Origin of the sequence: Actinoplanes nipponensis, from assembly GCF_016862275.1 — a bacterium.
Lineage (GTDB): Bacteria > Actinomycetota > Actinomycetes > Mycobacteriales > Micromonosporaceae > Actinoplanes > Actinoplanes nipponensis.
The window spans coordinates 109,425-134,947 of the sequence record NZ_BOMQ01000074.1; the positions used below are offsets into that span (position 1 = coordinate 109,425).

A 25,523-nucleotide genomic window follows, 5' to 3' on the forward strand; every position below is an offset into this window, starting at 1 on the left:
GGCCAGTTGGGGAAAGAGATGCTGGTGCGGTGGTGGTGCCCCCGGTAGGAATCGAACCTACGACACACGGTTTAGGAAACCGATGCTCTATCCCCTGAGCTACGAGGGCCTGCGGCCCACATCGTACCCAGCTGGGGATGTCCACGAGTGCCCGGGCGTCCCGTCGGGGCCCCACGAGTGCCATCTGGTCGACCGGTGGGCATTCCCGTTGCTGGCCGGAGCGCCTCCGGAGCAATCCCGCGCACACGCGGCCCGGCGTGCCCGGGACATCCGTGTCTACGGGAGCATGAGTAATGTGTGAACGGTAGTCTTCAAGATGCGTCTACGGTAGTCTTGTAACGTGTTGCCATATCAGTTGCGGGCCGTTGATCAAGAGCTGGATGAGCTTCTCGGCGGCTTGCCTGCCATCAGTCTCGAGGGGCCGAAGGGCGTCGGGAAGACCGCCACGGCCCAGCGGCGCGCCGCCACCGCCTTCGCCATGGACGACGCGACACAGCGGGAGCTGCTCACCGCCGATCCGCAACGCCTCGACCGTGCCCCGGCGCCGGTCCTCATCGACGAGTGGCAGCGCGAGCCGGCAGTCTGGGACTTTGTGCGGCGCAGCGTCGACCGTAATCCCGCACCGGCCCGGTTCCTGTTGACCGGCAGCGCCACCCCCACGTCTGCGCCGACACATTCCGGAGCCGGGCGCATCGTCCAGCTCCGGATGCGACCGATGAGCCTGGCCGAGCGGGCCCTGGCCGAGCCGACGGTCAGCCTTCGGGAGTTGCTCACCGGACGGCGGCCGGCCGTGGGCGGAGGCACTGCGCTGAGCCTGGTCGACTACGCCGAGGAGATCGTGCGCTCCGGATTCCCCGCCATCCGTCAACTGCCGCCGCGTGCTCGCCGGGCACAGCTCGACGGCTACCTGAACCGCATCGTCGAACGAGACTTCCCCGAGCAAGGCCACCTGGTACGCCGCCCCGACACCCTGCGCGGGTGGCTAGCCGCGTACGCCGCCGCAACGGCAACCACCAGTTCCTACAACGCCATCCTGGACGCGGCCACACCCGGCGAGACCAACAAGCCCGCCAAGACGACCACGACCGCGTACCGCGACGTCCTGTCGCAACTGTGGCTGCTCGATCCCGTGCCCGGCTGGTTGCCCAGCCGCAGCGCCTTCAGCAGACTCGGCGCCGCACCGAAACACCACCTCGCCGACCCGGCACTCGCCGCCCGACTACTTGGTGTGGACGTACCCGCCCTGCTCGACGATTCAGCACCGAACGCGCCGGTACGCCGGCCTGGTCCTCTGCTGGGCGCCTTGTTCGAGTCGCTGGTGACGCTCAGCGTGCGGGTCTACGCGCAGGTAGCTGAAGCCACGGTTCATCACCTACGCACCTGGGACAGTCGGCACGAGGTGGATCTCATCATCCAGCGCGCCGATCAACGAGTCGTGGCGCTCGAGGTCAAGCTGTCGCCGTCGGTGAGCGATGACGATGTCCGTCACCTCACCTGGCTGCGCAGACAACTCGGCGACGATCTACTTGATGCGGCGGTCATAACCACCGGGTCTGAGGCGTACCGTCGCGCCGACGGCATCGCGGTGATCCCGCTCTGCTTGCTCGAACCCTGACAACCGGCGCATGGCCCGATCACGGGTAGTCGCCGTCATCGATGGATGAAGGCCGATCAGCAGACCAGCCGAACCCGCCCCTTTCTTCGGTAGCGGGAGTGGCCATTAAGCTGGTCATTCAGAATCAATGAACCATTCCAACCTGATGGCGCAGGTCAGCAGCGTCCGGGGAGGGCGGTGGCCGGGTCTGATCCGAACCCATCGCCACCAGCGACGATCTCGTTGGCGGCGCCTGCGTAACGGCGACCCCTCACCCACCTATCCGCCGGGTTCGAGGTGGGCGTGGCCACCGCCTGGCGCAACGTCGGCGAGGCGGTCAGTCTTCAGCCAACCGAGCTTTGTCGGCGTAGCCGGTTGGCGTGGATCAGGTTCGATGGCGAGGTGAATATTGAGTCCTTGATACTGACTGTCACAGAGGAGGAGGCGTGCGACGCCTTCCGCCCGTCGTAATCGCTGTTGGTGGCATTCTGGTGCTTCTTTTCATGATCGCACTGATCGAGCCTCGATGGATCTTGCGGCTGGATCTTGGGTCGGACATGAAAAATCTACGACCACCCGAGATGGCCAACGCCATCAACCAGATCAGGTCTACCGTCATTCAAGCCGTCGGCTCCGTCGTGGTGCTCAGCGGCGCGTACGTCGGCTGGCGGCAACTACAACACAACATGCACGCCACCCAGGCGCAGATCGAGCTGCAGCGCGCCGGACACCTGACCGACCGCTACACACGAGTCGTGGAACAGCTCGCCAGCACCGACGAGACGATCCGCGTCGGCGCCATTCACGCTCTTGACCGGATCGCCGCGGAGGCGGTCACGGAGCGAGCCGGGGTCGTCGCCCTTCTCGCCACCTACGTCCGGACACGCGCCCACCGCGGCTGGACCAGCCTCGACGACCCCCACCTTCCGCTCCGGTCCCGGGCCAGCGACATTCAAGCAGCGTTGACAACGCTCACCCACTGGATAGAACCCGGACACGTACCGCCACAGTGGCTCACCGCCGACATCGCACACACCGACCTACCCAACGCCAACCTGCACGGGTGCACCCTTTGGCACGTACGCATGCGCGACGTCAACCTGACCGGCGCTGCCCTCAGCGAGGTTGACCTGCGAGGCGCTGATCTCCGCGGCGCCATCCTGGACAACGTCGACTTCACCGGCTCCTACGCCAATCGGCGAACCTGGTGGCCAGCAGGCTTCGACCCCACTACCCACGGCATCACGATCGAGCAGTCCGAAGACGCCTACGAAGCCTGGCCGCCCAAGACGCCGGACATCTGAGCGTTTCGTCGGTCGGCCGCGAGGTCGCCGTAAGGTCTGGCGGTCGACCGGTTGCCGCAGCTCGACGGCGGGGAACGCGGCCAGTGGAGGCACGGGTTCCCATTCCGGAAATGTGGCATGCTCTCATGTCCTCCCGCGGCCCACTGCCCATGCGTGGGCGTTGAATCAGTACCGGGATCCGCAGGTCCAGCCGCCCATCGGCGTCAAGATGCACGCCCGCGCAGTCAGCCCGGCATCGTTCACCGCCTGCGTGTACCCGGTCTGGCTGGTGCTGTAGTAGGAGTACACCGTGCGCAGCGATCCGTCGGCGTTGAACCCCTCGATCTTGATGCCGTGCAGGCCCCCGCGGGCCCACGCCATCCGACACCTGGAGCTGTAGCGCAGTTCGACGGCTCCGGTGCTCGCCGGGTCGACGGTGTAGATGGTGCGGGCGTCGGCGTTGCATTTGTGGAGGACTCCGTTGGGGTCCTCCCAGGCGGCTCGGTTGGGGTCGACTCCGTCGCAGATCTTGTAGCAGCTCGTCGCCGCGGCGGCCGGTGTGGCGACGATCGGGCTCAGCGCCGCCCCGGTCGTCGCGACGGCCGCCGTCAGCAGCGCCGCCAAGCGCCGCGCCCGTGGTGTCATCCTCATGGTTTGTTCCTCTCTGTCGGGCGAACGAGGAACATCCTCTGCAGCGGCAGGCGGCCGGCACCACACCGTTCAGTCAGGGCTGAAAGGATCGATCCGGCTCCGGCTCGGCCGGCGTCGCGCTGTGCCCGTCAGCGCCCTATGGCAGGTCCCGCACCGGCCGCAGACTGACCAACTCCCGCCTGATACAGACGGAGGCGGCAGCACCGAAGTGCTGCCGCCTCCACCTTTCAATCTCAGCGGTTCCAGCGCGCCGCGGCCAAAGTGTCGCGAAGCGTGTAATACGCCGGCTTGCGCTCGAAGTTGTTCCCCATCACCGTCGCGGCGCCCTCGGCCGGGAAGAACACCGGCACCCAGGAGTACTTGTCGGTGAAGCCCCAGATGGTGAAGGAATTGCAGTCGTCGACGGCCAGGCAGGCGTCCAGGACGGTCTTGTAGTACGCGGCCTGCGTCGTCAGCTGCTCGGCGGTCGGCACGCCGCCTTCGGGCAGATCCATGCGTACGTCGAGCTCGGTGATCGCGGTGTGCAGACCGAGGTCGTCGAAGCGCTGCAGCACGGCCCCGAGCTGGTCCGGGGCGCCGTACCGCATGCTCAGGTGGGCCTGGGACGCGAAGCCGTGCAGCGGCACGCGGTCGGCCTGCAATTGCTTGGCCAGCGCCTCGTACGCGTCGACCTTGACGCCGGGCCATTCCACGCCGTAGTCGTTCAGGAACAGCTGAGCCTTCGGGTCGGCCTGGTGCGCCCAGCGGAAGGCGTCGGCCACGATGCCCGGGCCGAGTTCACGGATGAAGATGTTTTCCTGGCGGTACTCGCCATTCTCGTTGAGGATCTCGTTGGCGACGTCCCACTGCTGGATCTTGCCGCGGTAGTGGCCGACCACCGTGAAGATGTGGTCCTTGAGGATCGCGCGCAGCTCCGCCTTGGTGAACTGGCCCTCGGTCAGCCACGCCGGGTTCTGGCTGTGCCAGAGCAGGGTGTGCCCGCGGACGACCTGACCGTGCTGCCGCGCGAACTTGACGATCGCGTCGGCCGGGCCGAAGTTGTACTTGCGGCGCTCGGGGTGGATGAATTCCCACTTCATCTGGTTCTCGGGGGAGACCGAGTTGAATTCGCGGGCCAGGACCTTCCGGTACGGCTGGTCGTAGGTGAACGGGTCCGGGTAGTCCTGCTCGAGGTGGTGGCCGCCGCCCGCCGCCGCGGATCCGATGCGCAGGTCGCGGGGTGCCGCCCAGCGCAGCGGCAGATTCCACTTGCCCGGGTGGTGGTCCACGACGGACCGGCCGCCGGTCGCCTTCGTACCGGCCTGGGCCGGCTGGATGCCGGGGCCGAGCAGCGTCGACGTGGCGAGGACGGCCACGGCGACACGGTATGCCTTTCTCAAGATCACTCCTTTGAGGACGACGGACGCATCACACACGGCATGCCGGTGCTGAAAGTTTCGGAGTTGACGCGCCGGGATTTCTCCACAAGCTAGGCGGAGCGAACAGCCTTCGTCAATGTTTCCTGGCCGTGAACGGCCATCCGTCCGATCTCAACCAGGGCATTACCCTACGGAACTGGCGAGCCAGGCAGGCGAGGCGGCTACCGATCAGGACCCGGAAGTTCCGGAGATGAGGCCCGTACCGGAGTCCTCGATCCGTCACAACTGACAGTAATCAAACCATCACGTTTAGATCATCTTCGATGGATGGCTGATGTTCCGATGGCTCACGTCGCCCAAGCCCGGATCATTCCGCCGGTGACGAGGACTCGAAGGACTTCAAGCAGACGGCTGTCGTCCGCGGTCGAACGGTCAAGCTCGTCGTCCGGCTCACCGATCTCGTCGTCGTTTACGCGCGGCGTCGCTCCGGCATGCCGGACCAGGAATTCACCAGCGGTCTGCGCTTCATGCTCCGAGCCTGCGACCTCAAACGGAAGTGGGACGTGGCCACGATGGGCAGTTCGGCCACTTTCGACGACTGGGCTGTCGGCGTGGACCTGGTCAACCGTTTCCGGTTCCATGCCGAGGGCACACAGCTTCCCGCGGCCGGCGGCGCACCTATTCTCCAGGCTCTGCTGAAGCCGAGAACGGAGCGCCTGACCTTGGACTTGCGGGCCAAGCTTGGCTTGGCACTCGAGGACCGTGTCATCCGTGAGTGCGTGAGCATGGCCGACCGGGGAATCGGCGAGGTTCTCGCCGTCGGACAGCGGGCCGAGGACGCGAGTTCCCTGGAGCAGAAGGCGTGGGTCAGCGCCAACTCGGCGGAGCGAGTGACCCACCAGGTTCCCGCGGATTCCGAAGGCGGAGATGTCGCCGAGTCCACGCTCCTCGGCATCATGGCGGGCCTGCCGGTGGACAATCCCTGGTAGTACGGGCTCAGTCACCAACCGGTTCATAGACGGTTTCGAGACCACGACGGACGTGCACGAGATCCGTCAAGAAAGCGCGAGTTCCGGGATCCACGGCGTACAGAACGGTCCCCCGCATGCCGCGGGTCATCAGTACCTTGTAGGTGTTGCGGATGAGACGGTCGGCTTCGGCGTCGCTGACGGTCTTGCGGCTGCGGAAGGCCGGGTCCTTGAACTCGTCCCGATCGGTGACCAGCCGGCTGTCCCGGGCAATGAGGTCCGGGCCGATGATGACGCCCGACCACTCGTACTCGAAGCCTTGCGCGGTGTACACGCATCCCACCTGGCCGAAACCGTTCGGGTCGGTGGCCCAGAAGGGGCTGCCCGGCGCATCGCCCACGCTGCGGTCGCTCTTCACATTCCACCAGTTACCGAGTCGGACGTCGTCGACCAGGGTGCCATCGGGCCGCGGGTCGCTCCACGGCCAGCAGTAGCCGGCGGTCATGCGCGCGGTCTCGCCGGCGCGTTGTTTCTCGGCCAGGAAGGCCTGCATTTCCTCGGGTGTCTGAGCGACCCGCAGGTCGAAACGGCCGTCGCCCACCCACATCGTCGGCTTTGACTCTCCGAGGCCGAGAAGATTCAGCACCCAGCGCTCATAGGATTCGCTACCGCCGCAGCGGAACTGGTCGTGCAAGGACACCACGTCGACCACGAGATTCAACCTCTTCGCGTACGCGGTGATGATGTCGACGTTGCCGAGTTCCCCCGGCTTGACCACCTGGTGCTCGTCGAGCAGAAACACCGGCACCCGCGCCGCGGCCAGCAGTTCCTCGAGTTGCGGGCGGGCGCCCTGACGCTGGGCGGAACGGGTGAAGCGGTTGACCGACGTCTCCCGGATCCGGTGCGCCTCGTCGCAGATGAGCACGTCGATGCCGTTCCGGTCGGCGGTCATGAAGCTGTTGAAATACAGGAACATGTTCTTCAGGCGGGTGGAGCCCTGGCCCGCGTACCGGCGCAGGGTCTGGGTGAACGACTTCGAGCCGGTGGCGTGCAGCGCCGATCGGCCCTGCCGGGCCAGCTCGCCGAGCAGGCTCAGCGCGATGACGCTCTTGCCACTCCCGGGACCGCCGGACACCACCACGACACTTTTGTGGTCGGCCGCGCGGGCGCGTTCCACCGCGTGCAACACCAATTCGTACGCCACCCGCTGCTCGTCCAGCAAGGTGAAGTGCGAGCGTTCCTTCAGTTCGCGGGCCGCATAGGTGAGCAGGTGCCGGCTCGGGCGTACCGTGCTTTTCAGGAATCGGTCCGCGGCCGGCGCACCCGGCTTTCCCCCGTCGAGCGCGCTTCGCAGATAGGCGAGGAAGTCGCCGCGGCGTTGTCCGGTGAAGATCCGGCTCTGCTCGGTGGCCGGGCGGTCGAGCAGTTCGGCGATGTACCGGTCGGCCGCATTGTGCAGGTACGCGGCTCCGCGGACGGTGTTGCCGTGATCGGCGAGCAGGCCGAGAAAGTCGATGAGGTACTGGCAGTAGTCCCCCACCTGAATGCCGGGGTGCAATCGCGGACCGGCGGCGTGCTCGACGTCGACGAGGGTGTCGGAATCCTCGTAGCGGGTGGCGAACGACCACTGCTTGAGCTCGATGACGACGAACGAGTCCTCGCCCGTTCCCGGATGAACGCCGGCGAGCACCGCGTCGATCCGCCGGCTGGTCAGGGGCAGCTGGTATTCGACCAGAACCTCGACGTCATCCAGGCCCGCGTCGACGAGATCCTGGGCGAGAACGGGCAGGCTCCGGGACCACGCTCGGCGTTCGGCCGGGCTCACGCCGGGCCCGCCCATCCACACCTGCTCGGCGACGCGATCGGCCAAACTGCCTTCCGTGGCGAGGCGGAGAAGACCGGCCGCGGACACGCGGAACGCCGACATGAAGAGTTGCCCCCGAGCAGCACGAATTGATCGTGCGGATGGGAGGCATATCCAGGTGCCGGAAGCCTGTCGGACCGCATACGGACACCGCAGACTGTAGCGACACCGTCAGCCGGGGGCTACGAGCCGGGCGCGTAATCGCCGCTGATCTTGGACGCCGAACCGCGGGCCGATTCGACCGTGTAGCGCCGGCCGGAATCCTCGAGCTTGTCGAGCGCGGCTTGCACCAGGTCGATGCCCAGCACATCGGCCAGCCGAGTCAGGTAAATGGTCACGTCCCCGATCTCAGCGCGGACGCGCGGCCCCAGTTCCTCGTCCCGCATGACGGCGGCCGACTGTTCCGGGGTGAGCCACTGCAACTCGGCGAGCAGTTCCCCGACCTCCCCGGCCAATGCCATGGCCAGATTCTTGGGCGTGTGGAACCGTTCCCAGTCGCGTTCCTCCGCGAAGGCCCGTACGCGTTCGGTGAGCTCGGCGATTGAAGACATGGGCTTCCCATCCATGACGAGGCGGTGCGAGTGATGCTCGCACGGTGGCCCTGACGCGGCGAGGCAAACGCCGGCACTGTCAGCACCGGCTGTCGTCCCGGCGTCTCGGACTGATGCGGCCGGCGCCGCCGACCTTGCCCTCGCCGGTCTGGTCTTCACCGAACGGATCACGACCGAGGTCCGTGCTGCGCTGCCGCCGAACCGTAAAACGCATCCTGCGACACCGAGCACGGACGCTTCGACTCCGAAGCCGGCGAGGCCGCCCACATCCACAACCCCCACATGCCTGCGAAGGTCAACGCAAGCTGATGGCGCATGGCCAACGAGTTCGGCCTCCTCGACGAACGACGCTGCCGGGCACGTTGCCTGCTCGGCTGCGGTAATCCACGCGCCGAGCGGCTTGCCGTACAGACGAGTCATCATGTCCGCGAACGAGCGGACCAGTTCGACGGCAGATCTTAGTTCTGGGCAGCGGTCCAGGATCTACCAGAGCTATGCGGGTGCCGGGCGACTCGAGATGCGGTGCACTGCCTCGACGATGAGCCGGGCCATATCTGGTTGCGCCGCGTTCGCCCGGGAGAGGCGTCTCGTTTCGAGTCGCCCCTACGGACCGTGAGACACTTCCGGGATGGGAAATCAGCGCACCACCACCCTGGAAGCGCGGGTCTCCCTCGCCCAAGACCCCGCCACCACCCCCGCGACTCTCTACGAGCTCTGCTCCGACCCCTCCCCCGAGGTCCGCGCGGCCGTCGCCGCCCGCCCCGAGGCCCCGGCCGAGGCCCTGCGTCCCCTGACCCGCGACCGGGACCGCACGGTCCGGGAGGCCGTGGCCAGGAATCCGTCCAGTTCGCAGGCCAACCTGCTGCGCCTGGTGGGCGACGCGGACCGCTGGGTGCGCTGGGCGGTGGCGGCCAATCCGGCCGTCGACACCCGCATCCGTCAGCAGATGGTCAAGGCCCAGGACAAGGAGCTCCGCGGGCTGCTGGCCGAGATGCCGGATCTCGAGCCGGACCTCGCGGCCGTGCTGATCCGTGACGTCTCCCCCGAGGTTCGCGAGCGTCTGGCCGCCCATACCGAGGACCTGGACGTCATCACGGCCCTGCTGGCGGACCGCACGGTCCGGGTCCGCAAGGGTCTGGCGATCAACCAGCGGACCACCGCCGAACACCGCCACGCCCTGGCCGGGGATTCCTCCCCGGACGTGCGGGCCGCGCTGGTGCGGGCGCTGGAGCTCGACGAGGCGGATCTTCAGGCCCTCGTGCACGACCGGTCGGTGGAGGTACGCCGTTCCCTGGCCACCTCGGCCGTCACGCCGCAGCACATCCGGCGGGCGCTCGAGAGCGACCCGGACGAGACAGTGGCCGAGGACGCCCGCGGCTATCAGGCCGCGGGGGAACCGCGTACCGCCCACCGCCGGCCGATCGGCAAGCGTTTCCCGGGGCGGCGCGGCCGCTAGTCCGCCGCGGCGAGCTGCAGCGCGCCGCGGAGCAGGGCGGTGACCTGGGGCGCGACGGTTGCTTCGGGCAGTGGCCGGACCGGGTCGGACAGCATCAGGCTCGCCGTCAGCAGCGCGCCGTCGGCCGTACGGGCCAGGTAGTTGAACGTCAGCACGCCGGGCTCGGCGCCGCCCTTGAACCACACCGTGGGGAACTCCGCGGACGGCAGCCCGAGGCCCGCGTCGGTCATGGTCAGCGCCGTGTTCACCGCCGGGTCGTGGCGCGCCCACAGGCCGGCGTACGCCTGGCACATGTCCACCGGCGAGCCGAACCACTCCACCTTGTCGATCATCCGCGGGGTTTGCCAGGGGGTGATCGCGGTGAGCGGCACCCGGTCGAGTGCCGGCAGCGTCCGGGCCCGCAGGGCCGGCGGCAGCGCCACGTACGCCGCCGCGGCCGCCGGGTAGCGCCAGCCCTTGAGGGCGAAGAACTCCCGGGTGGTCAGCACCGGCGCGTTGGCCGCCGTGTTGCCGAAGCGGGTGAACTGCCGCTGCACTGCGTCCCGGCCGACCGTGTGGATCAGGTGGTCGGTGGCCGTGTTGTCGCTGATCGAGATCATGTAGTCGGCGTACTCGGCCAGGGTGTGCACGGTGCCGTCCGGCTCGTTCTGGAGCACGCCCGACGGCAGTGACTTCCAGGCTGCCTTCAGCGGCACCCGGTCCGTCCACGACAGCCGGCCCGACCCGACGGCCTCGGCGACCGCGCCGAGCACGTACAGCTTGAAGGCCGAGCCGAGCGGCCGCGCGGCGTCCGCCTCGCGGCCGTGCACCAGCCGGCAGCCGGCCGGCGAGATCCGCATGGCGGCGAACGACACCCTGGGTGCGAGGGTACGCAGCGAGCCGTCGATCTCGTTCCACGTCGTGGGGGCCGGCAGGTACGGGCTGAAGAACAGTCCCGCCAGCAGTCCGGCCCGGTCGACGGTGAGGGTGGCCAGCAGCGGGCCGGCGGGGCCCGACACGAGTCGTCGCAGCTGCGTCGGCGACGACGAGACGACCGCTCCCGGCGTGAACGGGGCGAGCGGCCGGAGGGCGTCGTTGAAGCCGTCGGCGCCGCCGATCGCTGTGAGCATTTCCTGGTCGAGGTGCTGGGCCAGTTCGGCGGCCGGCACGGGTAGCCGCGCCGACGCGTCGACCAGCCAGGCGAACTGGGTGTCGGCCGGCGTGGCGGCCCGGGCCGGCGCGGCCGGGAAGCCGACCACCAGCATCAGTGCCGCGGCGACCGCGGCGAACCTGCGGAACATGGGAACCCCCCGAGGTGCGGCCGAGGTCAGGCGGGCCGGAGGAACAATCCGGCCACCGTCCCCTCGGCGCGGAAACTGACCTGGGCCGCGGCCTGGCCGGCCTCGAAGTGCATCAGGACGTCCACCACCGTGAGGTCCCCGGCGGCGTGCACCACCGGGGCACCGAACCGCTCGAACGCTCCCACGCTGCCGACGACCACCGCCCACACCGACGCGAGCGCCTCGGTGTCGAGCTCCCGCAGCAGCACGTCGTCGAAGTCGGCGCGCACGCGATCGAACCTGGCCGCCGCCAGGTGGGTGAGCACGTCCAGGGCCCGCTCCCCCGCCCCGGGCAGCGTCGCCGCCGCCATGGCCTCGCCCGTGCGTGGATCGACGGGCCGGCCGAAGCGCTGGAACGCCGCCTGCCGGGTGGTGCCCAAGACCTCTCCGATCTCCTGCCACGTGTGGCCCTCGGCGCGGGCGCGATCGACCGCGGCGCGCAGGGACTCCTGGGCCTCGAGCACCTGCCGGTGCACGGCCCGTACCTCCCCGAGCGTCCCGCCGAGCACCGGAGATGTCAAGTAGTCATTGACGGATTGGCGTTGCCGCCGGGCCGCGCTGCGGCAGGTGGCATCGCAGAAGCGCTGCTTACGACCCGGTCCTTGGCGGGCGGGGAGGGCTTTTCCGCAGTATTCGCAGTCCACAGCACGCAATACTAAATCGTGCCGGCCCGCACCGCACGTAATGCGGCACGATTCTCAGCGCACCCGTCTTGATTCGGCCAGTCCCCGGCCTTGCCCTTGCGGTAATGCGACACCGCCTTCGCGCCCTCCTGGTCGCTGCGCATCCGGGAGAAGCTGTACCGGGAGAGCAATTACTCCAGCCCGACGGGGGAATGGCGATTCCGCAGTGCCGCATCAGCCGGGCCACCTCCGCGTGCTGCCGCGCACCGGTCAGGTCCTCGTCGGACATCACCTCGCCCCTGCCCCACCGTCCGCCCATGACAAGACGGTCATCGAAGTTGTGGCCGGACGGACGCCGTGCAACCTGACCGTCGACGCATCCGTCAGTGCAGGTGTGAGAGGCGATCGAGACAAGCAGTTCCACGAATTCGTGCTGGCCCAGCGCGCCGGCCTGGTCCGCACGGCCACGCTGCTGACCGCAGGCGACCGCCACCTGGCCGAGGACCTGGTGCAGGCCACTCTGACCAAGCTGTACGTGGCGTGGCCGTCGTTCCAGCGCGCCGACAATCCCGCGGCGTACACCAGGCGTGCCCTGGTCAACGCCCTGAGCGACGAACGCCGGCGGCTGTGGCGGCGCCGGGAACGCCCCACGGCGGAGCTGCCGGAGCTGCCCCGCACCGACCAGCACGCCGAGCCCATGGCCGACGGCCTGCGTACCGCGCTGCGGGAACTGCCGCCACGCATGCGCGCGGCCGTCGTCTTCCGCTACTTCCACGAGCTCACCGTGACCGAGACCGCCGAAGCCCTCGGTTGCTCGGAAGGCACGGTGAAGAGCCAGACCTCCCGCGCGCTGGACCGCCTGCGCACCGCCCTGGAAATCCGGCCGGCCGTACCGGCCTTTCGCTGAGAAGGAACGACATGGACCTGCACCGGCAGTTCGACACCCTCGCGGGCCCGGAGGTAACCCCGACCATGGATGACATCAACGCCGACCTCGACCGCGGGCGCCGCGCCCTGCGCCGCCGCCGCACCGTGCAGAAGATCGCGGGGTCCGCGTTCGCCGTAGCCGCCCTCGCGGTCGGCTTCACGATCGCCACCAACGGCACCCCCGCCGCGACCACCCCCGCCGCGGTACGGACCCCCGGCCCGGTGAGCGCCGCCGCCACCCGGCTCGTCGCCTACACCGGCAGCCAGCCCAAGGGCTACACCATCGACAAGGTGCCGGACGGCTGGGAGATCCAGGCCGACGACCCGAACGCGCTGATCCTGGCCCCGAAGAATGCCCTCGACAAGGACCCCAACAGCTTCGTCGGCAAGATCGGCATCATGCTGCAGTCCCGGGACCAGAGCGGCCCCGGGGCGGGCAAGAAGGTCACGGTGGGCGACGTCCCCGGCGTCCTCGTTCCGGAGCAGGAGGTCACCGACCCCACCACGCTGCGGCTGAGGGAGGAGGCCAAGCGCGCGGCGATCGCCAAGGGCGGCCCGTCCGCGGCGCCGTTCCTCGTGGAGAGCGACGCCGACGACGGCGCGACCCTGTGGGTCAAGCAGCCCAGCGGCGTCTACCTGCTGGTGCAGTTCTGGGAGGGGCTCGGGCTGAGCGAGCGGGACATGCTCGAGATCGGCGCCGGGGTGCACGTGCACAAGGACGCCGTCCAGGGCCGCGGCTGACCGCCCCCGAAATCCACAGTGGATGTCGGTGAACCCCCGGGCGGCCCGGTCGTGAAGACCGGGCCGCCCGGCCCCCTCGCTCCGGCGGGTGGACTCGAACCACCACCGTACGGATTAACAGTCCGCTGCCCTGCCGATTGGGCGACGCCGGATCGTCGCGCGCTGTCCCGCTACGCCATGGGAACCTGCGTCTCGCCGGGTGGACTCGAACCACCGACCTTCGCCTTATCAGGGCGACGCTCCGACCGACTGAGCTACAGCGAGATGACGCGGAGAGTGCAGGGATCGAACCTGCGCGGGACTTCAGCCCCGTCGACGGCTTAGCAAGCCGCAGCCTTACCACTCGGCCAACCCTCCCAGGCGTGGCCGACGGAACACCGTCGGCCACGCTCACGCGTACCCGGAGGGGGATTCGAACCCCCAACCTTCCGACCCTGAATCGGACGCCTCTGCCGTTGGGCTACCCGGGCATGAACCGGCTGCGCCGGAATTGCTGTCGAGGACCAGGAAAAATTGCACGAGAAAAGCACGGGCGGCAGGATTCGAACCCACAGCCTTCGGTTTTGGAGACCGGCGCTCTACCGTTGAGCTACGCCCGTATGACCATTCCGGAAAATGAGAAAACCGCCCGGTCCCCAGCGTGCGGACGGGCGGCGTAAACGCAGGTCGTGCTGCGCTACCCGCTCCACCGCTCCTGGTCACGAAGGCTCTCGCGACGTCGCAGAGGTAGCTCGGCCGTGTCGGCGAGCCGGGCGCGGCCCAGCCACGTCGCCCACGGCTGGGCGATCGCGCAACTATTCTGCGGCGACATGACGGTCAACTCCCCTCGGCGGCTCGGCGCGGTGGCCGACTTCCAGGATGGCCGACCCCACCGTATTCGTCAACGCTTTTCCGGTCCGCATTCCGCGGGCCGCGGCGTCAGCACTCATTCTGTGCGAGTCGTCGCCCGGCGGCCAGCGATTAATAAGGATTCGGCCCGGGCGGCGGTGCGGCGCCCTGGATGAGCACGACGCACATGGACGGCCGGTAGGTCGTGCCGCCGTCGGTGCGCTCGTGCAGCACGGTCTGGACGGCAGGCTCGCTCGGGCGGGTGACTCCCCGGTCGGGCGGGCGATCAGCCTGGGCGCGACGCCGACCCGAGAACATAGGACAACGGGATGCGCCGGAGATTCTGCTGGCCCAGGCCATCGCCGCGGTCGGTGCTGACGGCGGCGTGCTCGGCGTGGTGAATGACGGCGTCTTCAGGGGCGTCCGGCGCCGACGACAACCTCGCCGCGATCCCCTCTCAACTGACCAACGCCCGCACGTCAGCGCAGGTGAGCAACCTGATCGCCACCATGCTGCCGCCGGCGGTCGGCGCTTCCTCCGCGTTTCTCGCCACCGCCGGACCGCCGACTGTTCCGCGCCCGGACGAGCCCGATCACCGGGTGCCGTGTGGCGTCGGCCGGTCCAGCTGACCAGCCTCCATCACGACCAGCTCACCGCCGTTGCCGCGGTGGGTGCCTGGGTCCTCGACATGATCTCCACCACGCTGGTCTGACAACGGGTGCGGCCGCTCGGCCGTCACGGCATTTCGCGCCCGCGGCGTCGGTAGCCGTTCCGTGCGGCGACCCGGCCGCCCGCCGCCGAATGCGGCCGGCCGGCGTTTCGGTGATCAGGCGGCGCCGTTGTCGACGAACTCGTACGTCGTCCTCAGTGGCGCGTCGCCCAGTTCCTCGGCGATCAGGCCGCCGCCGGCCGACACCTGCAGGAACGCGCCGCGGTTGCTGATCGCGTACGTCGGGTTCCCGTCCGCCGTCCGCTCCGGCTGCCGCGTGATGGTGAACAGCTGGCCGGCCCGGCCGGAGTCGCAGGCCGCCGCCTCGACGGTGAGCGGGCCGCTGCTGTTGCTCCGGACGCTCAGGCAGGCGGGTCCGCCGCCGGCCCGGGCCGTCCTGATCTGGTGCTTGTCCCCGGCCGGGAGGAGCAGGAACAGGCCCCGTCCGGCCTCGCCGTCGGTGAGCGTGAGCCGGCCGCGCTCGCCGACCACGACGATCGACTCCGCGCTCCGCACCGGGCGGATCACCACCTGCCGCCGGCCCGCGAGGATCGGGTCCGCCGTCCGGCCCGCCGCCGACTTGCGGCCGGCGCCGGACGAGGCGGTCCCACCCGAGGCGGCCCCGCCCGCGGACGGGGTGCCGCCCGACGGTGTGTTCCGGGGCGTCGGCGTCGTGAAGGCGACCGGCTCGCCGGACTGCCGCTCGACCGGGTTGCAGGCCTGCTGGGTGAGCACCAGGCCGGCGGCCAGGACCGCGGCGAGAACGGTGGCACGGTGACTCCGCACGGGATCCTCCAGATCGACGGGTGTCGGACCCGCGTCATGCTTGTCGATCTTCGGCCGGCCGCGGGGCCGTCGCCGCGCACAGTGGCACGAAACCTGGAGGCAGCTACCCGATCACCGGCAGGGCGGTCGCGATCGGCCAGGCGACGATCAGTGACCCGACGAGCGCGATGAGCCACGGCGGGGCCGCGAACCGGTGCAGCACGGCGCTCCAGACCGCCTGCCAGAGCAGCAGGACGGCGAGCAGCGGGATCACCAGCAGGACGAAGCCGTTGGTGAGCCCGGCGACGGCCGCCCCGGTCAGCGCGATCACGGCCACCGCCGAGACGCACAGCACGCCGATGCTGTTGCCGGCGGTGAGCCGCAGCGCGCCGTACGCGAGCACGGCGAAGCCTGCCCACACCAGCAGGAGCAGCCACCAGCGGGCGCCCACCGGGATCGCGGCGGTCAGCCCGAGGTGCATGGGCACGGCGATGGTCGTGGCCGCGTACCCGATCAGCACGGGCGTGGCGACCGCCATCCGCAGCCGTCCCGGCCGCTCGACCGGCGTGCTCGTCCCGCGCCAGCGGTGGTAGCCGAGGATCAACGCGCCGGCGACGCCGGTGAAGCCGACCACGTAGCCGCCGACCGCCAGCGGCAGGTCGTCGGTCGGCAGCACGGGCGCGAGCAGGGCACCGACCGCGGCGGCCGCGGCAGCCACCGCGACGGTCTCGCCGAGCCGCGCGACCGGAAACCGCGGCCAGCCCGACCGGGCGTCGCCGAACAGCAGCCGCGCGAGCGGGTACAGGCCCACGAGCAGGGCCAGCACCAGAGCCCCGGCCCCGGCGAGCCGGCGGATCGGCGACGGCAGCGCGCGGTCGGTGGCCGGGCCGCCGAGGCCCGCGTCCAGCCAGGCGGCGACCTCGCGATGGGTACGGGACGAGTACAGCACCGAGATGTGCTCGACCCCCGGCACCACCACCATCGACCGGTCCGGCCCGCCGAGGTCCGCGGCCCGTCGCGCCTCGGCCCGGAAGTCCGGGAACTCCAGGCCGCCCACCAGCAGCAACAACCGCGCCGGACGGTCACCGACCACCGTCCCGGAGTCGGGCAACGAGATGGCGACCGTCGTCGTGATGTCGGGGTGCGCGGCGGCGTACCGGGTCACGGCGGAGGCGCCCATCGAGTGCCCGACCAGGGCGATGCGGGCCGGGTCGACGTCCCGCAAGCCGCGCGTGTGCGCCACGGCGACGTCGAGGTCGTGCTGCAGCGCGGCGGTGGAGGACTCCGTGCTGGCCGTGCCGTCGGGCAGCGGATGGGTGTTGGCGCCGTGGCCGGAGAAGTCGAGCAGCACGACGACGTAGCCGCGCGCCGACAGGGTGTCGCCGAACTGGGCCATCAGCCGGGCCGAGCCCGCGAAGCCGTGGGCCACCACGACCGCGGGGTGGCGGGCGCCGGGCGGCCCGGCGGGCGGGCGTACCTCGTCGAGCGGGACGCCGCCGACGACCACGTGGTGACGGCCCGCCTCGCTGCCCGCACCGGCGAGCAGCCACAGACCTACCGCGGCCGTCGCCAGGACGGCGAGGACGACGGCGACGGGGGCGCGGAAACGGGACGACTGCCGGCCGGAGAGCACGAGCGACGGTACCGGGGCCGGCGCCGGTCCCGCCATCCGTGGCCGCTCAGACCTGCTTGACGTGGGTCTTGACCACCTCGGCCAGCTCGGGCGTCCACTCCATCGGCTGGTGCGCGGACCTGGTGTGCAGCTCCACGTGCTGCAGCAACTCGTCCTGGTCGGGGGCGGTGAACTGGGCGGGGCAGTCGTTGTTGAAGTCAGCGCAACGGATCGAAACGGTCATGCCGGTGGGCTACCCGGGGCTTGCGGCCTGAAACGGCGAGCAGCGGGTACCCGGTGCGGGGAACCCACTGCGAGAGGACAGCCGCCATGAGCATCGAACAGCAACCGGAGGACCAGGCCGAACGGGCGGAGCAGGCCGACGCGCCCACCGTGCCCGAGGGCGAGGACGTCCGGGTCGGCCCCGAGCAGTCCGACGAGCCGCAGGCCGGCGCGGCCGAGCCGACCGACTGACCGGGCGTGGCCGGTCAGCTCCAGCCGGCGTCCCGGCAGGCCCCGGTGAGGTCGTCCGCGGCGGACTTCCAGTCGGCGTCGCTCTCGTTGGCGTTGTCGCCGACCGCCGCCACCCGGTCGGCGATGATCGTGTTGTCGGTGCCGGCCGACGCCTGGCTCACCCGGTCGGCCAGGGCCAGCCGGGCGGGCTTGGTGCGGGCCCGCGCGTAGCCGTCGGCGAACTCGGAACAGGCCCGGGCCGCCGGCGCGTCGAGCTTCTGCGGCCCGCCGTCGCGGGCGGATCGGCCCACCGCCAGTCCCAGCAGGACCACCGCGATGACGATCCCCGCGATGACGACCTGACGCTTGTTGAGACTCAGCTTCACAGCTCTCCACTCTGAACGTACGGGCGGGAATCCGGAAGGCAGACTATCCGCCCGCCGGGCTCCCGCCCGTCGTGAGAGTGCGCGCGTGCGGGGGATCAGGCCGCGCGGCGCGGCAGCTTCCAGCCCGGGCGCGGGAAGTGGCAGGTGTAGCCGTTCGGGATGCGCTCCAGGTAGTCCTGGTGCTCCGGCTCGGCCTCCCAGAACGGGCCGGCGGCGGTCACCTCGGTGACGACCTTGCCCGGCCACAGCCCCGACGCCTCGACGTCCGCGATCGTGTCCAGCGCGACCTGCTTCTGCCCGTCGTCGGTGTAGAAGATCGCCGAGCGGTAGCTGAGGCCGATGTCGCCGCCCTGCCGGTTCAGCGTGGTCGGGTCGTGGATCTGGAAGAAGAACTCCAGCAGCTCCCGGTACGAGGTCAGAGCCGGGTCGTAGACGATCTCGATCGCCTCGGCGTGCGTGCCGTGGTTGCGGTAGGTCGCGTTCGCCACGTCGCCGCCGGTGTACCCGACGCGGGTGGAGACGACGCCCGCGCGCTTGCGGATCAGGTCCTGCATCCCCCAGAAGCAGCCTCCGGCGAGGACGGCCTTCTCTGTGGTCATCGCGATACACCTCTTTCTGGTCGGCCGGCCCGAGAACGGCGGCCTGCCCGACGAACGGTAGCGCGCCCGCCTACGGGTGGCCGCTGGTCTCGACCTTCCCGATGAGCAGCTTCAGCCGCTTGATCTCCTCGGCCAGGGCGGCGCTGCCGGCCGGGGTCAGCGTGATCCAGGTGCGGCCGCGGCGGCCCTCGTAGCCCTTCTCGACCTTGATCAGGCCGGCCGCCTCCAGCACGCTCAGGTGCTTGGACAGGTTTCCGGCGGTCAGGTCCAGCTCGGTGCGCAGGTAGCCGAACTCGGCCCGGCGCGCCTCGTGCACGATGGCGAGGATGCCCAGCCGGACCCGCTGGTGCACCACTTCGTCCAGCCCGTTGGCCGGGTGGCCGGCGGGGTCCGGGCCGGCGGCCTCGGTGGTCATCGGGGCCGCCGGCGGGTGCGGGCGAAGCCGAGCGCGCCCAGCAGCAGCACCAGGCCGCAGATGAGCTGCGGAACCGCGAAGTCCGCCCGGATGCCCCAGGGGGTCGATAGGCCGACGTTGGTCGGCAGGGCCAGCGCCACCGCGAGGTATCCGCCGGTGAACAGCAGCAGCGCGACGTTGCGCTCGATCCGGGCCAGCACCAGCAGCGCGAGCCCGATGATGCCCCACGGCGCGATCAATCGGTCCAACACCAGCACCGAGGACGGAAACCGCACCGGGTGGCTCGGGAAGTACAGGGCCGCGGCCACCCAGGCGGCGGTGAACAGGACGGTCAGCACGGCCCCGGTGACCGCGTACGGCAGCACCCGGGCGCCCAGCCCGCGCGCCCGGGCGGCCCGGACGTAGGAGACGGCGATCGCCGCGTACGCCAGCAGCAACGCCGGCGGCCAGTAGAACAGCACGCCCCGGCGCGCGAACTCGCAGCTGCCGTCGGGCAGGCAGCGCACCGACATGCCGAACCAGTCGAACGGGATCCCCACCAGCGTCACCACGGCCAGCACGAGCAGCGCGGCCCAGGTCAACCGCTGGTCGCGACGGACGCCGCGGGCCAGGTCGCGTACCTCCGACAGGAGCCGGCGGGGATCGCCGCCGGCGGGCATCGATTCTGTGGTCATGCCAATAGGTTTCCACAGCAAACCGATTGGCGCTAGCCCTACTCGTTCAGGTGCGGTTGGCGCCCACCGGCATAGGCGCCACCGCCGTGGGTACCTCCACAAGCTGACGCGCTGGTCGGACCGGGTCGGCGTCGGAGAGAGAACGGAGATGATCATGACCGATACCCAGTCGCGCACTGTATGGCCGGCGGAGGCGTCGACCGCGCAACTCGTCAGTCAGATGTCCGAGCAGGTCTCCACGCTCGTCCGCGACGAGCTGGCGCTCGCCCGCGCCGAGATGGTGGAGAAGGGCAAGCGCGCCGGAACCGGCGCCGGGCTGCTGGGCGGCGCCGGCGTGCTGGCCATGTACGGCGTGGGCGCGCTCCTGGTGACCATCGGCGCCGCGCTCGCGCTGGTCTGGCCCACCTGGCTGGCCGCCCTGGTGGTGACCGTCGTGGTGTTCGCCGTCGCGGGCGTCGCGGCCCTGCTCGGCAAGAAGCAGGTCCAGCAGGCGGTGCCGCCGGCCCCGACGGCCGCCGTGGACAGCACCAAGCGGGACGTGGACGCGGTCAAGTCCGCGGTCCGGGACGGGAGGCACTGATGAGCAGCGACACCACCACCCCGGCCGAGCTCCGGGCGGAGATCGCGCAGACCCGCGCGGACCTGGGCGAGACCGCCGCGGCGCTGGCCGCCAAGACCGACGTGAAGGCCCGGGTACGCGCGCGGGCCGCCGGCGTGGCCGGTCAGACCACCGCGCTGGCGGGCACGGTCCGCGACCGCGTGGCGACGACCGTACGACGCCCGGTGCCGGTGGCCGTGATCGCCGCGGTCGCCACCGCCGCCACGGTTGCCCTGGTGCTGATCCGCCGCAGCCACCGCTGATCTCGACCAGCCCGAGGACCTGCCCCGCAAGTCGGGGCGGGTCCTCATCGCGTCCGGGCGGTGCCGTGCGCGGCGAACGAGCGCCGGTCGCCCCGCCAGTTCTGGGCGGCCAGCGTGGCCAGGTCGGCGGCCGCCAGGCGGACGTGGGCGGCCGCGGCGTTCTCGGCGACGCGGGCCGGGCTGCGGGTGCCCGGGATCGGCACGACGTCCGGCCCCTGGGCGAGCAGCCAGGCCAGGGCCAGCTGACCGGCGCTGATGCCGTACCGGGCGGCGACCGCGGCCAGCTCCCGCACGGCGGCCAGGTTCGCGGTCAGGTTCGCGCCGGCGAAGCGCGGGTCGTCCCGGCGGAAGTCGCCGTCGCCGTACGCCGCGGGCAGCGCCCCGGTCAGCAGGCCGCGCCCGAGCGGGCTGTACGGCACCAGCCCCACCCCGAGCCGCCGCGCCGCCGGCACGATGTCGTGCTCGGGCTCCCGCCACGACAGCGACCACTCGAACTGCACGGCCGCGATCGGGTGCACCGCCACGGCCCGCGCGAGCTGCTCGGGGTCGACCTCGGAGAGCCCCAGGTGGCGTACCTTGCCCGCCGCGACCAGGTCGGCCATCGCGCCGACCGTCTCGGCCACTGGCACGGCCGGGTCGACGCGGTGCAGGTACAACAGGTCGATCGTGTCGACGCCGAGCCGCTCCAGCGAGGCGTCGCAGTGGCCGCGTACGTGCTCCGGGCGCCCGTCCAGCGTGACCCCCTGCTCGCCGCGGACGATGCCGAACTTGGTCGCCAGCACCACCTCGTCGCGGCGGCCGGCGACGGCGCGACCGACGAGCCGCTCGTTGTGCCCGCGGCCGTAGCTCATCGCGGTGTCGATCAGGGTGATCCCGTGGTCCAGGGCGGCGCGGACGGTGGCCACGGACTGCTCGTCGTCGGCCGGCCCGTACCCCTGGGAGAGGCCCATGCAGCCGAGCCCGAGCGCGGACGTGGGCAGGGCGCCGAGGTGTCGCTGTTCCATGCCGTCCAGCCTGCGGCGGCGCCTTTCATATGTCCAAGAGCGGTTTGCACTGCCACTCATCGGCGCGCACGATGAATCGGTGGACCTGCGCCAGCTGACCTCGTTCGCGGCCGTCGCCCGGCTCGGCGGCTTCACCCGGGCCGCCGAGGAGCCGCACGTCGCCCAGTCCGCCGTCTCGGCGCAGATCAAGGCGCTGGAGGCCGAGCTGGGCGCCACCCTGTTCACCCGGACCACCCGCCGGGTGGCCCTGACCCAGGCCGGGGAGCTGCTGCTGGCCCGCGCCCACCGGGTGTTCGGCGAGCTCGACGGCGCCCGCGCGGACCTGGCCGAGCTGGCCGCGGTGCTGCACGGGCGGGTGACGCTGGGGGCGATGGCCGTGCTCGGCGGCTACGACCTGCCCGCCGCGCTGGCCGGCTTCCACGCCCGCTATCCGGGCGTCTCGCTGACCCTGCGCACCGGCCTGATCGCCGAGCTGCTGGCGCTGCTCGACGACGGCCGGGCCGACCTGGTCCTGGGCCCGGTGCACGACGACCTGCCGGCCCGGTTCGCCGCCCGCAAGCTGATGGACGAGCAGGTGGTGCTGGTCCTGCCGCCCGGCCGCGCGGCGGTACGGGAACTGGCCGAGACCCGGGACGAGCCGTACGTGTGCCTGCCGGCCGGCAGCGGCCTGCGCGCGATCCTGGACCGGGCCGCCGCCGAGGCCGGTTTCGTGCCCCGGGTGCAGTTCGAGACGCACAGCGCCGCGAGCATCCGGGAGCTGGTCGCGGCGGGACTGGCCGTGGCGTTGCTGGCCCGGTCCGCCGCCACGGGCCCGGGGCCGGCCGTCACGGTCGTACCGCTGGACCCGGCGCCCGCCCACCCGCCCATCGGCCTGATCCGGCACCGCGACCGGCGGTTGAGCGCCGCGGCCCGGGCCTGCCGCCAGGAGCTGATCAGGCGGGCCTGAGCAGCGCGACCAGGAAGTCCGCGCCGGGACCGAACGGGCGCACGTCCCAGGTCGACAGCAGCACGTCGGGCGCCAGCCCGGCGGCTGCCGCGTCGGCCAGGAAGTCGTCGAAGGGGTAGCCGCGGTCGGCCCCGAAGCCGATCACCGCCCGGCCGCCCTCGCCCAGGTGCGCCCGCATCCGGGTGAGGATCTCCCGGCGGGTGCCCGGGGCGACGAAGGTCATCACGTTGCCCGCGCAGACGATCACGTCGAAGCGGTCCGGCAGCTCCAGCTCGGCCAGGTCGCCGACGCGCCAGTCGCCGCCCGGATGGTCCTGCTCGGCCGCCGCGATCAGCTCGGGGTCGAGGTCCACGCCCGTCACGTGGTGGCCGGCCGCGGCGAGCAGGCCGCCCACCCGCCCGGTCCCGCAGCCCGCGTCGAGGATCCGGGCGCCGCGCGGCACCGTCGCATCGATCAGCCGGGCCTCACCGCCCAGGTCGGCGCCCTCGCGGGCCAGCTTCCGGAACCGCTCGATGTACCACTGCGAGTGGCCGGGGTTCGCCGCGATCTTCTGGTGCCAGAGGTTGTCCACGTCATGGCACCCTGCCAGACGGAACGGGCCCGGTCTCGGGAAGAGACCGGGCCCACACTCGTCCGGGGCTCACCAGTTGCGGAAGTTGTCCTGGCTCTGCGCGTTGAACTCGTCGGTCAGGAACCGCCGGGCCGGGTTGGTCCGCGGGTCCTTCAGCTTGAGCACATCCATGCCCTTGACGATGTCGTTGGAGTAGATGTAGCCGTTGTACCAGTACGCCGACCACGAGCCGCCCAGCACGAAGGAGTCGGCCGAGAGCGGCCCGCGCTCCCAGTAGGCGATCTCCTTGGGCTTGCGCGAGTTGGTGAAGTCCCAGACCGAGACGCCGCCCTGGTACCACGCCTGCACCATGATGTCGCGGCCCGGCACCGGGATCAGCGAGCCGTTGTGGGCCACGCAGTTCTCGTTCTCGGTGTTGGTCCGCGGGATCTTGAAGTAGCTGCGGAACTCGAGCTTGCGGTTCTTGCCCTTGCCCACGATGTCGTAGATCGCGTCCGCGCCGCGGTTCGGGCCGATCTCCGGGTTGCAGGTGGCCGCGCCGCCGCCGCCGAGCTCGTCGGTGAAGACGACCTTGGTGGCGCTGTTGTTGAAGGTGGCCGAGTGCCAGAAGGCGAAGTTCTCGGTGTCCCGGACACTGGTGATCACCTTCGGGGCGCTGCGCACGGAGATGTCGAACAGCACGCCGTCACCCATGCAGGCGCCGGCGGCGATGTCCTTCTCCGGGTACGCGGTGATGTCGTGGCAACCGGTCGTCGGGGACTGGCCCCCGGTGCCGCCCGGGTACCCGCCGTCGGGGAACAGCACGGGGGTGGACACCACGGCGGCCGCGGTCGGGTTCTGCACCGGCACCCGCACGACCGAGATCTTGTCGTGCGGCAGCGCGCAGTTCGGCAGGTCCGCCGCGGCCAGGTTGTACGACGACACGTACAGGTAGATCGAGTCGTCGCCGGCCTTGCCCGGGATCAGCGTCTGGGTGTGCGAACCGCAGTCCGTCTTGACCGACTTGAGGTACTTCGGCGTCAGCGGGTCGCTGATGTCGAAGATCTTGATGCCCTCCCAGCGCTCGCCGGGAGCGGCGGTGGTGGAGGCGACGTTGTCGCAGGAGTCATTGGTCCGCTGCGAGTCGGTGCCCAGGAACAGCAGGTTGCCGCGGACCGACACGTCGTTCTGGGAACCGGGGCAGAGCACCTGGGCGGCGACCGCCGGCTCCTCCGGGTCCTTGATGTCGTAGACCGTGAACCCGTTGTAGTTGCCGCCGTAGGCGTAATCGCCCTGGAATGCCCAGTCGGTGTTGACCGAGTTGGCGAACGGCCCCGTCTTCGGCAGATAGGCCACCTGGTTGAGGTTCGGCGTGCTGGCGACCTCGTCCACCCCGGGCGGGGTGCCCGGGTCCAGGGCGGGGGCCTGAGCCACGCCGCTGGCCGGCGCCGTCAACAGTCCGATGAGGACCGTCGCCGTGCTGAGGCAGGCTAGGCGCTTGAGCTGCCGCCCTCGTGAGGCAGAGTGCTTCATGAAGCTCCTTCCGGCTGCTGGCGCACCGAGGGGCAGGATGTTGTCACGGTCGGTGCGCATTCACCTTCGTCGCTACAGTAGTGGCCGGGGACGGCACGCGGGGGACATTGTTATCCGCACGAGAGGATCCGATGACTCGGTCAAGGACATTGACGCTGGTCAGTGCGGTGGTGGCGGTGCTCGCGGCCGGTGGCGCGGCGCTGGCGGCCCGCGGCGGCGACGACCGATCGGCGGCCGCGCCGCGCCCGGCCGCGAGCTCGGCGCCGCCGGTCCGGGTCGTGCAGCCGGGCCGGCCGGGCGAGTCCGCCCGGGTGAGCGACTCCGACCGGGTACGCGCACCCGACGGCTCGACGTACAACGCCATCGATGTCGCCTTCGTGCAGATGATGATCGCGCACCACCGCCAGGCCGTCGAGATGGCCCAGCTCGCCCCGGAACGCGCGGGCGGCACCGGCCTGCGCGCGCTGGCCGCCCGGATCAGCGCCGCCCAGGGGCCGGAGATCACCTGGCTGCAACGGTGGCTGCGGGAGCGCAAGCTGGCCGAGACCGACCCGGGCCACGACCACAGCACCATGCCCGGCATGCAGACCCCGGCGGACCTGACGGCGCTCGCCGCGGCCCGGGGCGCCGAGTTCGACCGCCGCTTCGTGACGATGATGACCGCGCACCACCGCGGCGCGATCCAGATGGCCGGCGACGTGTTGCAGGGCGGCAGCGATCAGCTGCTGCGCGAGACGGCCAACGAGATGGCGGTCGAGCAGGGCAGCGAGATCCGGCGGATGCAGCAGCTCTGAGCGTTGTCCAGGGTGAAATCCGGGAAGAGTTGCCTCGGTCACCTGATCGAGCCGTGGAG

General features: G+C 70.7%; 28 protein-coding genes, 6 tRNA genes and 2 pseudogenes. 13 read left to right on the forward strand and 23 right to left on the reverse strand.

Features of this window, described 5'->3' with window-relative positions; translation table 11 throughout:
- Positions 1 to 33 precede the first annotated feature (33 nt).
- Positions 34 to 109 (reverse strand) — tRNA-Arg (locus Ani05nite_RS31465).
- A gap of 231 nt (positions 110 to 340) precedes the next feature.
- Between Ani05nite_RS31465 and Ani05nite_RS31470 the strand changes: the two genes are divergently transcribed.
- The 3 genes and pseudogenes from Ani05nite_RS31470 to Ani05nite_RS31480 all read left to right on the forward strand — a co-directional run bounded on the left by Ani05nite_RS31470 (position 341) and on the right by Ani05nite_RS31480 (position 2,898).
- Positions 341 to 1,615 carry an ATP-binding protein gene (locus Ani05nite_RS31470; protein ID WP_203774428.1) on the forward strand — a complete coding sequence of 425 codons (1,275 nt, stop codon included), beginning with the start codon at positions 341 to 343 and terminating at the stop codon, positions 1,613 to 1,615.
- A gap of 145 nt (positions 1,616 to 1,760) precedes the next feature.
- Positions 1,761 to 1,993, forward strand: a pseudogene (locus tag Ani05nite_RS42445) (hypothetical protein); the annotation flags it as partial.
- Positions 1,994 to 2,040: 47 nt separating this feature from the next.
- Positions 2,041 to 2,898, forward strand: a complete 858-nt coding sequence (locus Ani05nite_RS31480) for a pentapeptide repeat-containing protein (protein WP_203774430.1) — start codon at positions 2,041 to 2,043, stop codon at positions 2,896 to 2,898.
- A 165-nt stretch (positions 2,899 to 3,063) separates the two neighbouring features.
- Here Ani05nite_RS31480 and Ani05nite_RS31485 read toward each other — a convergent pair whose 3' ends face one another.
- Together Ani05nite_RS31485 and Ani05nite_RS31490 are read right to left on the reverse strand one after the other, a co-directional pair.
- Positions 3,064 to 3,528, reverse strand: a complete 465-nt coding sequence (locus Ani05nite_RS31485) for a DUF2690 domain-containing protein (protein WP_203774432.1) — start codon at positions 3,526 to 3,528, stop codon at positions 3,064 to 3,066.
- Positions 3,529 to 3,761: 233 nt separating this feature from the next.
- Complete coding sequence (locus tag Ani05nite_RS31490) at positions 3,762 to 4,913, reverse strand: endo-1,4-beta-xylanase (protein WP_203774434.1); 1,152 nt, start codon at positions 4,911 to 4,913, stop codon at positions 3,762 to 3,764.
- A gap of 464 nt (positions 4,914 to 5,377) precedes the next feature.
- Between Ani05nite_RS31490 and Ani05nite_RS31495 the strand changes: the two genes are divergently transcribed.
- Complete coding sequence (locus Ani05nite_RS31495) at positions 5,378 to 5,875, forward strand: hypothetical protein (protein ID WP_203774435.1); 498 nt, start codon at positions 5,378 to 5,380, stop codon at positions 5,873 to 5,875.
- 7 nt (positions 5,876 to 5,882) lie between these two features.
- Here Ani05nite_RS31495 and Ani05nite_RS31500 read toward each other — a convergent pair whose 3' ends face one another.
- Both Ani05nite_RS31500 and Ani05nite_RS42450 read right to left on the reverse strand, forming a co-directional pair.
- Positions 5,883 to 7,781: a DUF2075 domain-containing protein gene (locus Ani05nite_RS31500; RefSeq protein WP_203774436.1), complete on the reverse strand. Its 1,899-nt coding sequence runs from the start codon at positions 7,779 to 7,781 to the stop codon at positions 5,883 to 5,885.
- Between the two features lie 119 nt (positions 7,782 to 7,900).
- On the reverse strand, positions 7,901 to 8,692 hold the full coding sequence (locus Ani05nite_RS42450) for a nucleotide pyrophosphohydrolase (protein WP_377881819.1): 792 nt from the start codon (positions 8,690 to 8,692) through the stop codon (positions 7,901 to 7,903).
- Between the two features lie 205 nt (positions 8,693 to 8,897).
- Here Ani05nite_RS42450 and Ani05nite_RS31510 point away from each other — a divergent pair, with 205 nt between their 5' ends.
- Positions 8,898 to 9,725, forward strand: a complete 828-nt coding sequence (locus tag Ani05nite_RS31510) for a hypothetical protein (protein WP_203774437.1) — start codon at positions 8,898 to 8,900, stop codon at positions 9,723 to 9,725.
- Here the strand turns inward: Ani05nite_RS31510 and Ani05nite_RS31515 are convergent.
- From Ani05nite_RS31515 to Ani05nite_RS41495, 3 genes and pseudogenes are all read right to left on the reverse strand, one after another.
- Positions 9,722 to 11,005, reverse strand: coding sequence for a serine hydrolase (locus Ani05nite_RS31515; RefSeq protein ID WP_203774438.1), 1,284 nt, complete (start codon positions 11,003 to 11,005; stop codon positions 9,722 to 9,724). The genes Ani05nite_RS31510 and Ani05nite_RS31515 overlap by 4 nt on opposite strands.
- Positions 11,006 to 11,031: 26 nt before the next feature.
- Positions 11,032 to 11,565, reverse strand: a complete 534-nt coding sequence (locus tag Ani05nite_RS31520) for a DUF3887 domain-containing protein (protein ID WP_203774439.1) — start codon at positions 11,563 to 11,565, stop codon at positions 11,032 to 11,034.
- A 194-nt stretch (positions 11,566 to 11,759) separates the two neighbouring features.
- Positions 11,760 to 11,947, reverse strand: a pseudogene (locus tag Ani05nite_RS41495) (sulfotransferase domain-containing protein); the annotation flags it as partial.
- A 114-nt stretch (positions 11,948 to 12,061) separates the two neighbouring features.
- Here Ani05nite_RS41495 and Ani05nite_RS31525 point away from each other — a divergent pair.
- Positions 12,062 to 12,574, forward strand: coding sequence for a SigE family RNA polymerase sigma factor (locus Ani05nite_RS31525; protein ID WP_203774440.1), 513 nt, complete (start codon positions 12,062 to 12,064; stop codon positions 12,572 to 12,574).
- Between the two features lie 11 nt (positions 12,575 to 12,585).
- On the forward strand, positions 12,586 to 13,335 hold the full coding sequence (locus Ani05nite_RS31530; RefSeq protein ID WP_203774441.1) for a hypothetical protein: 750 nt from the start codon (positions 12,586 to 12,588) through the stop codon (positions 13,333 to 13,335).
- Between the two features lie 79 nt (positions 13,336 to 13,414).
- On the opposite strand, the gene Ani05nite_RS31535 is transcribed toward Ani05nite_RS31530, so the two are convergent.
- From Ani05nite_RS31535 to Ani05nite_RS31555, 5 genes are all read right to left on the reverse strand, one after another.
- Positions 13,415 to 13,487, reverse strand: a tRNA-Asn gene (locus Ani05nite_RS31535).
- Between the two features lie 38 nt (positions 13,488 to 13,525).
- Positions 13,526 to 13,599 (reverse strand) — tRNA-Ile (locus Ani05nite_RS31540).
- Between the two features lie 6 nt (positions 13,600 to 13,605).
- Positions 13,606 to 13,692 (reverse strand) — tRNA-Ser (locus Ani05nite_RS31545).
- Positions 13,693 to 13,732: 40 nt separating this feature from the next.
- Positions 13,733 to 13,805, reverse strand: a tRNA-Leu gene (locus Ani05nite_RS31550).
- Between the two features lie 57 nt (positions 13,806 to 13,862).
- Positions 13,863 to 13,934 (reverse strand) — tRNA-Trp (locus tag Ani05nite_RS31555).
- A gap of 630 nt (positions 13,935 to 14,564) precedes the next feature.
- Here Ani05nite_RS31555 and Ani05nite_RS31560 point away from each other — a divergent pair.
- Positions 14,565 to 14,792, forward strand: coding sequence for a hypothetical protein (locus Ani05nite_RS31560; RefSeq protein ID WP_203774443.1), 228 nt, complete (start codon positions 14,565 to 14,567; stop codon positions 14,790 to 14,792).
- A gap of 197 nt (positions 14,793 to 14,989) precedes the next feature.
- On the opposite strand, the gene Ani05nite_RS31565 is transcribed toward Ani05nite_RS31560, so the two are convergent.
- The 3 genes from Ani05nite_RS31565 to Ani05nite_RS31575 all read right to left on the reverse strand — a co-directional run bounded on the left by Ani05nite_RS31565 (position 14,990) and on the right by Ani05nite_RS31575 (position 17,493).
- Positions 14,990 to 15,658, reverse strand: coding sequence for a hypothetical protein (locus Ani05nite_RS31565; protein WP_203774445.1), 669 nt, complete (start codon positions 15,656 to 15,658; stop codon positions 14,990 to 14,992).
- 103 nt (positions 15,659 to 15,761) lie between these two features.
- The gene (locus Ani05nite_RS31570; protein ID WP_203774447.1) at positions 15,762 to 17,306 is read right to left on the reverse strand and encodes a dienelactone hydrolase family protein; all 1,545 of its coding nucleotides are present in this window, start codon (positions 17,304 to 17,306) and stop codon (positions 15,762 to 15,764) included.
- A 10-nt stretch (positions 17,307 to 17,316) separates the two neighbouring features.
- Positions 17,317 to 17,493: a DUF1059 domain-containing protein gene (locus tag Ani05nite_RS31575; RefSeq protein ID WP_203774449.1), complete on the reverse strand. Its 177-nt coding sequence runs from the start codon at positions 17,491 to 17,493 to the stop codon at positions 17,317 to 17,319.
- An 86-nt stretch (positions 17,494 to 17,579) separates the two neighbouring features.
- Here Ani05nite_RS31575 and Ani05nite_RS31580 point away from each other — a divergent pair, with 86 nt between their 5' ends.
- Positions 17,580 to 17,723 carry a hypothetical protein gene (locus tag Ani05nite_RS31580; RefSeq protein ID WP_203774450.1) on the forward strand — a complete coding sequence of 48 codons (144 nt, stop codon included), beginning with the start codon at positions 17,580 to 17,582 and terminating at the stop codon, positions 17,721 to 17,723.
- A gap of 14 nt (positions 17,724 to 17,737) precedes the next feature.
- Here Ani05nite_RS31580 and Ani05nite_RS31585 read toward each other — a convergent pair whose 3' ends face one another.
- The 4 genes from Ani05nite_RS31585 to Ani05nite_RS31600 form a co-directional block, all read right to left on the reverse strand.
- Positions 17,738 to 18,088: a hypothetical protein gene (locus Ani05nite_RS31585; RefSeq protein ID WP_203774451.1), complete on the reverse strand. Its 351-nt coding sequence runs from the start codon at positions 18,086 to 18,088 to the stop codon at positions 17,738 to 17,740.
- 95 nt (positions 18,089 to 18,183) lie between these two features.
- The gene (gene msrA / locus Ani05nite_RS31590; protein ID WP_203774452.1) at positions 18,184 to 18,687 is read right to left on the reverse strand and encodes a peptide-methionine (S)-S-oxide reductase MsrA; all 504 of its coding nucleotides are present in this window, start codon (positions 18,685 to 18,687) and stop codon (positions 18,184 to 18,186) included.
- A gap of 70 nt (positions 18,688 to 18,757) precedes the next feature.
- Positions 18,758 to 19,102 (reverse strand): winged helix-turn-helix domain-containing protein, encoded by a 345-nt coding sequence (locus Ani05nite_RS31595; RefSeq protein ID WP_203774453.1) that lies wholly within the window; start codon positions 19,100 to 19,102, stop codon positions 18,758 to 18,760.
- Positions 19,099 to 19,776 carry a hypothetical protein gene (locus Ani05nite_RS31600; protein WP_203774454.1) on the reverse strand — a complete coding sequence of 226 codons (678 nt, stop codon included), beginning with the start codon at positions 19,774 to 19,776 and terminating at the stop codon, positions 19,099 to 19,101. The genes Ani05nite_RS31595 and Ani05nite_RS31600 overlap by 4 nt, the downstream gene beginning before the upstream one ends.
- Positions 19,777 to 19,930: 154 nt before the next feature.
- On the opposite strand from Ani05nite_RS31600, the gene Ani05nite_RS31605 reads away from it, so the two are divergent.
- Together Ani05nite_RS31605 and Ani05nite_RS31610 are read left to right on the forward strand one after the other, a co-directional pair.
- Positions 19,931 to 20,356: a phage holin family protein gene (locus tag Ani05nite_RS31605; protein ID WP_203774455.1), complete on the forward strand. Its 426-nt coding sequence runs from the start codon at positions 19,931 to 19,933 to the stop codon at positions 20,354 to 20,356.
- On the forward strand, positions 20,356 to 20,637 hold the full coding sequence (locus Ani05nite_RS31610; RefSeq protein ID WP_203774457.1) for a DUF3618 domain-containing protein: 282 nt from the start codon (positions 20,356 to 20,358) through the stop codon (positions 20,635 to 20,637). Before Ani05nite_RS31605 ends, Ani05nite_RS31610 begins: the two co-directional genes overlap by 1 nt.
- A gap of 44 nt (positions 20,638 to 20,681) precedes the next feature.
- Here Ani05nite_RS31610 and Ani05nite_RS31615 read toward each other — a convergent pair whose 3' ends face one another.
- Positions 20,682 to 21,641: an aldo/keto reductase gene (locus tag Ani05nite_RS31615; RefSeq protein WP_239130823.1), complete on the reverse strand. Its 960-nt coding sequence runs from the start codon at positions 21,639 to 21,641 to the stop codon at positions 20,682 to 20,684.
- A gap of 79 nt (positions 21,642 to 21,720) precedes the next feature.
- On the opposite strand from Ani05nite_RS31615, the gene Ani05nite_RS31620 reads away from it, so the two are divergent.
- Positions 21,721 to 22,587, forward strand: coding sequence for a LysR family transcriptional regulator (locus tag Ani05nite_RS31620; RefSeq protein ID WP_203774459.1), 867 nt, complete (start codon positions 21,721 to 21,723; stop codon positions 22,585 to 22,587).
- On the opposite strand, the gene Ani05nite_RS31625 is transcribed toward Ani05nite_RS31620, so the two are convergent.
- Complete coding sequence (locus tag Ani05nite_RS31625; protein ID WP_239130825.1) at positions 22,574 to 23,158, reverse strand: class I SAM-dependent methyltransferase; 585 nt, start codon at positions 23,156 to 23,158, stop codon at positions 22,574 to 22,576. The two genes, Ani05nite_RS31620 and Ani05nite_RS31625, sit on opposite strands and share 14 nt — an antisense overlap.
- 69 nt (positions 23,159 to 23,227) lie before the next feature.
- Positions 23,228 to 24,670 carry an LVIVD repeat-containing protein gene (locus Ani05nite_RS31630; RefSeq protein ID WP_203774461.1) on the reverse strand — a complete coding sequence of 481 codons (1,443 nt, stop codon included), beginning with the start codon at positions 24,668 to 24,670 and terminating at the stop codon, positions 23,228 to 23,230.
- Between the two features lie 131 nt (positions 24,671 to 24,801).
- Between Ani05nite_RS31630 and Ani05nite_RS31635 the strand changes: the two genes are divergently transcribed.
- Positions 24,802 to 25,464 carry a DUF305 domain-containing protein gene (locus Ani05nite_RS31635; RefSeq protein WP_203774462.1) on the forward strand — a complete coding sequence of 221 codons (663 nt, stop codon included), beginning with the start codon at positions 24,802 to 24,804 and terminating at the stop codon, positions 25,462 to 25,464.
- Positions 25,465 to 25,523: the final 59 nt, after the last annotated feature.

Bases quoted from the DNA above. Each gene is read 5' to 3' on its own strand.
- Ani05nite_RS31485 (WP_203774432.1), bottom strand. From the start codon at position 3,528: ATGAGGATGACACCACGGGCGCGGCGCTTGGCGGCGCTGCTGACGGCG.
- Ani05nite_RS31495 (WP_203774435.1), top strand. From the start codon at position 5,378: ATGCCGGACCAGGAATTCACCAGCGGTCTGCGCTTCATGCTCCGAGCC.
- Ani05nite_RS31500 (WP_203774436.1), bottom strand. From the start codon at position 7,781: ATGTCGGCGTTCCGCGTGTCCGCGGCCGGTCTTCTCCGCCTCGCCACG.
- Ani05nite_RS42450 (WP_377881819.1), bottom strand. From the start codon at position 8,692: ATGATGACTCGTCTGTACGGCAAGCCGCTCGGCGCGTGGATTACCGCA.
- Ani05nite_RS31510 (WP_203774437.1), top strand. From the start codon at position 8,898: ATGGGAAATCAGCGCACCACCACCCTGGAAGCGCGGGTCTCCCTCGCC.
- Ani05nite_RS31515 (WP_203774438.1), bottom strand. From the start codon at position 11,005: ATGTTCCGCAGGTTCGCCGCGGTCGCCGCGGCACTGATGCTGGTGGTC.
- Ani05nite_RS31530 (WP_203774441.1), top strand. From the start codon at position 12,586: ATGGACCTGCACCGGCAGTTCGACACCCTCGCGGGCCCGGAGGTAACC.
- Ani05nite_RS31560 (WP_203774443.1), top strand. From the start codon at position 14,565: ATGACGGCGTCTTCAGGGGCGTCCGGCGCCGACGACAACCTCGCCGCG.
- Ani05nite_RS31570 (WP_203774447.1), bottom strand. From the start codon at position 17,306: ATGGCGGGACCGGCGCCGGCCCCGGTACCGTCGCTCGTGCTCTCCGGC.
- Ani05nite_RS31575 (WP_203774449.1), bottom strand. From the start codon at position 17,493: ATGACCGTTTCGATCCGTTGCGCTGACTTCAACAACGACTGCCCCGCC.
- Ani05nite_RS31580 (WP_203774450.1), top strand. From the start codon at position 17,580: ATGAGCATCGAACAGCAACCGGAGGACCAGGCCGAACGGGCGGAGCAG.
- msrA (WP_203774452.1), bottom strand. From the start codon at position 18,687: ATGACCACAGAGAAGGCCGTCCTCGCCGGAGGCTGCTTCTGGGGGATG.
- Ani05nite_RS31595 (WP_203774453.1), bottom strand. From the start codon at position 19,102: ATGACCACCGAGGCCGCCGGCCCGGACCCCGCCGGCCACCCGGCCAAC.
- Ani05nite_RS31600 (WP_203774454.1), bottom strand. From the start codon at position 19,776: ATGACCACAGAATCGATGCCCGCCGGCGGCGATCCCCGCCGGCTCCTG.
- Ani05nite_RS31605 (WP_203774455.1), top strand. From the start codon at position 19,931: ATGACCGATACCCAGTCGCGCACTGTATGGCCGGCGGAGGCGTCGACC.
- Ani05nite_RS31610 (WP_203774457.1), top strand. From the start codon at position 20,356: ATGAGCAGCGACACCACCACCCCGGCCGAGCTCCGGGCGGAGATCGCG.
- Ani05nite_RS31615 (WP_239130823.1), bottom strand. From the start codon at position 21,641: ATGGAACAGCGACACCTCGGCGCCCTGCCCACGTCCGCGCTCGGGCTC.
- Ani05nite_RS31630 (WP_203774461.1), bottom strand. From the start codon at position 24,670: ATGAAGCACTCTGCCTCACGAGGGCGGCAGCTCAAGCGCCTAGCCTGC.
- Ani05nite_RS31635 (WP_203774462.1), top strand. From the start codon at position 24,802: ATGACTCGGTCAAGGACATTGACGCTGGTCAGTGCGGTGGTGGCGGTG.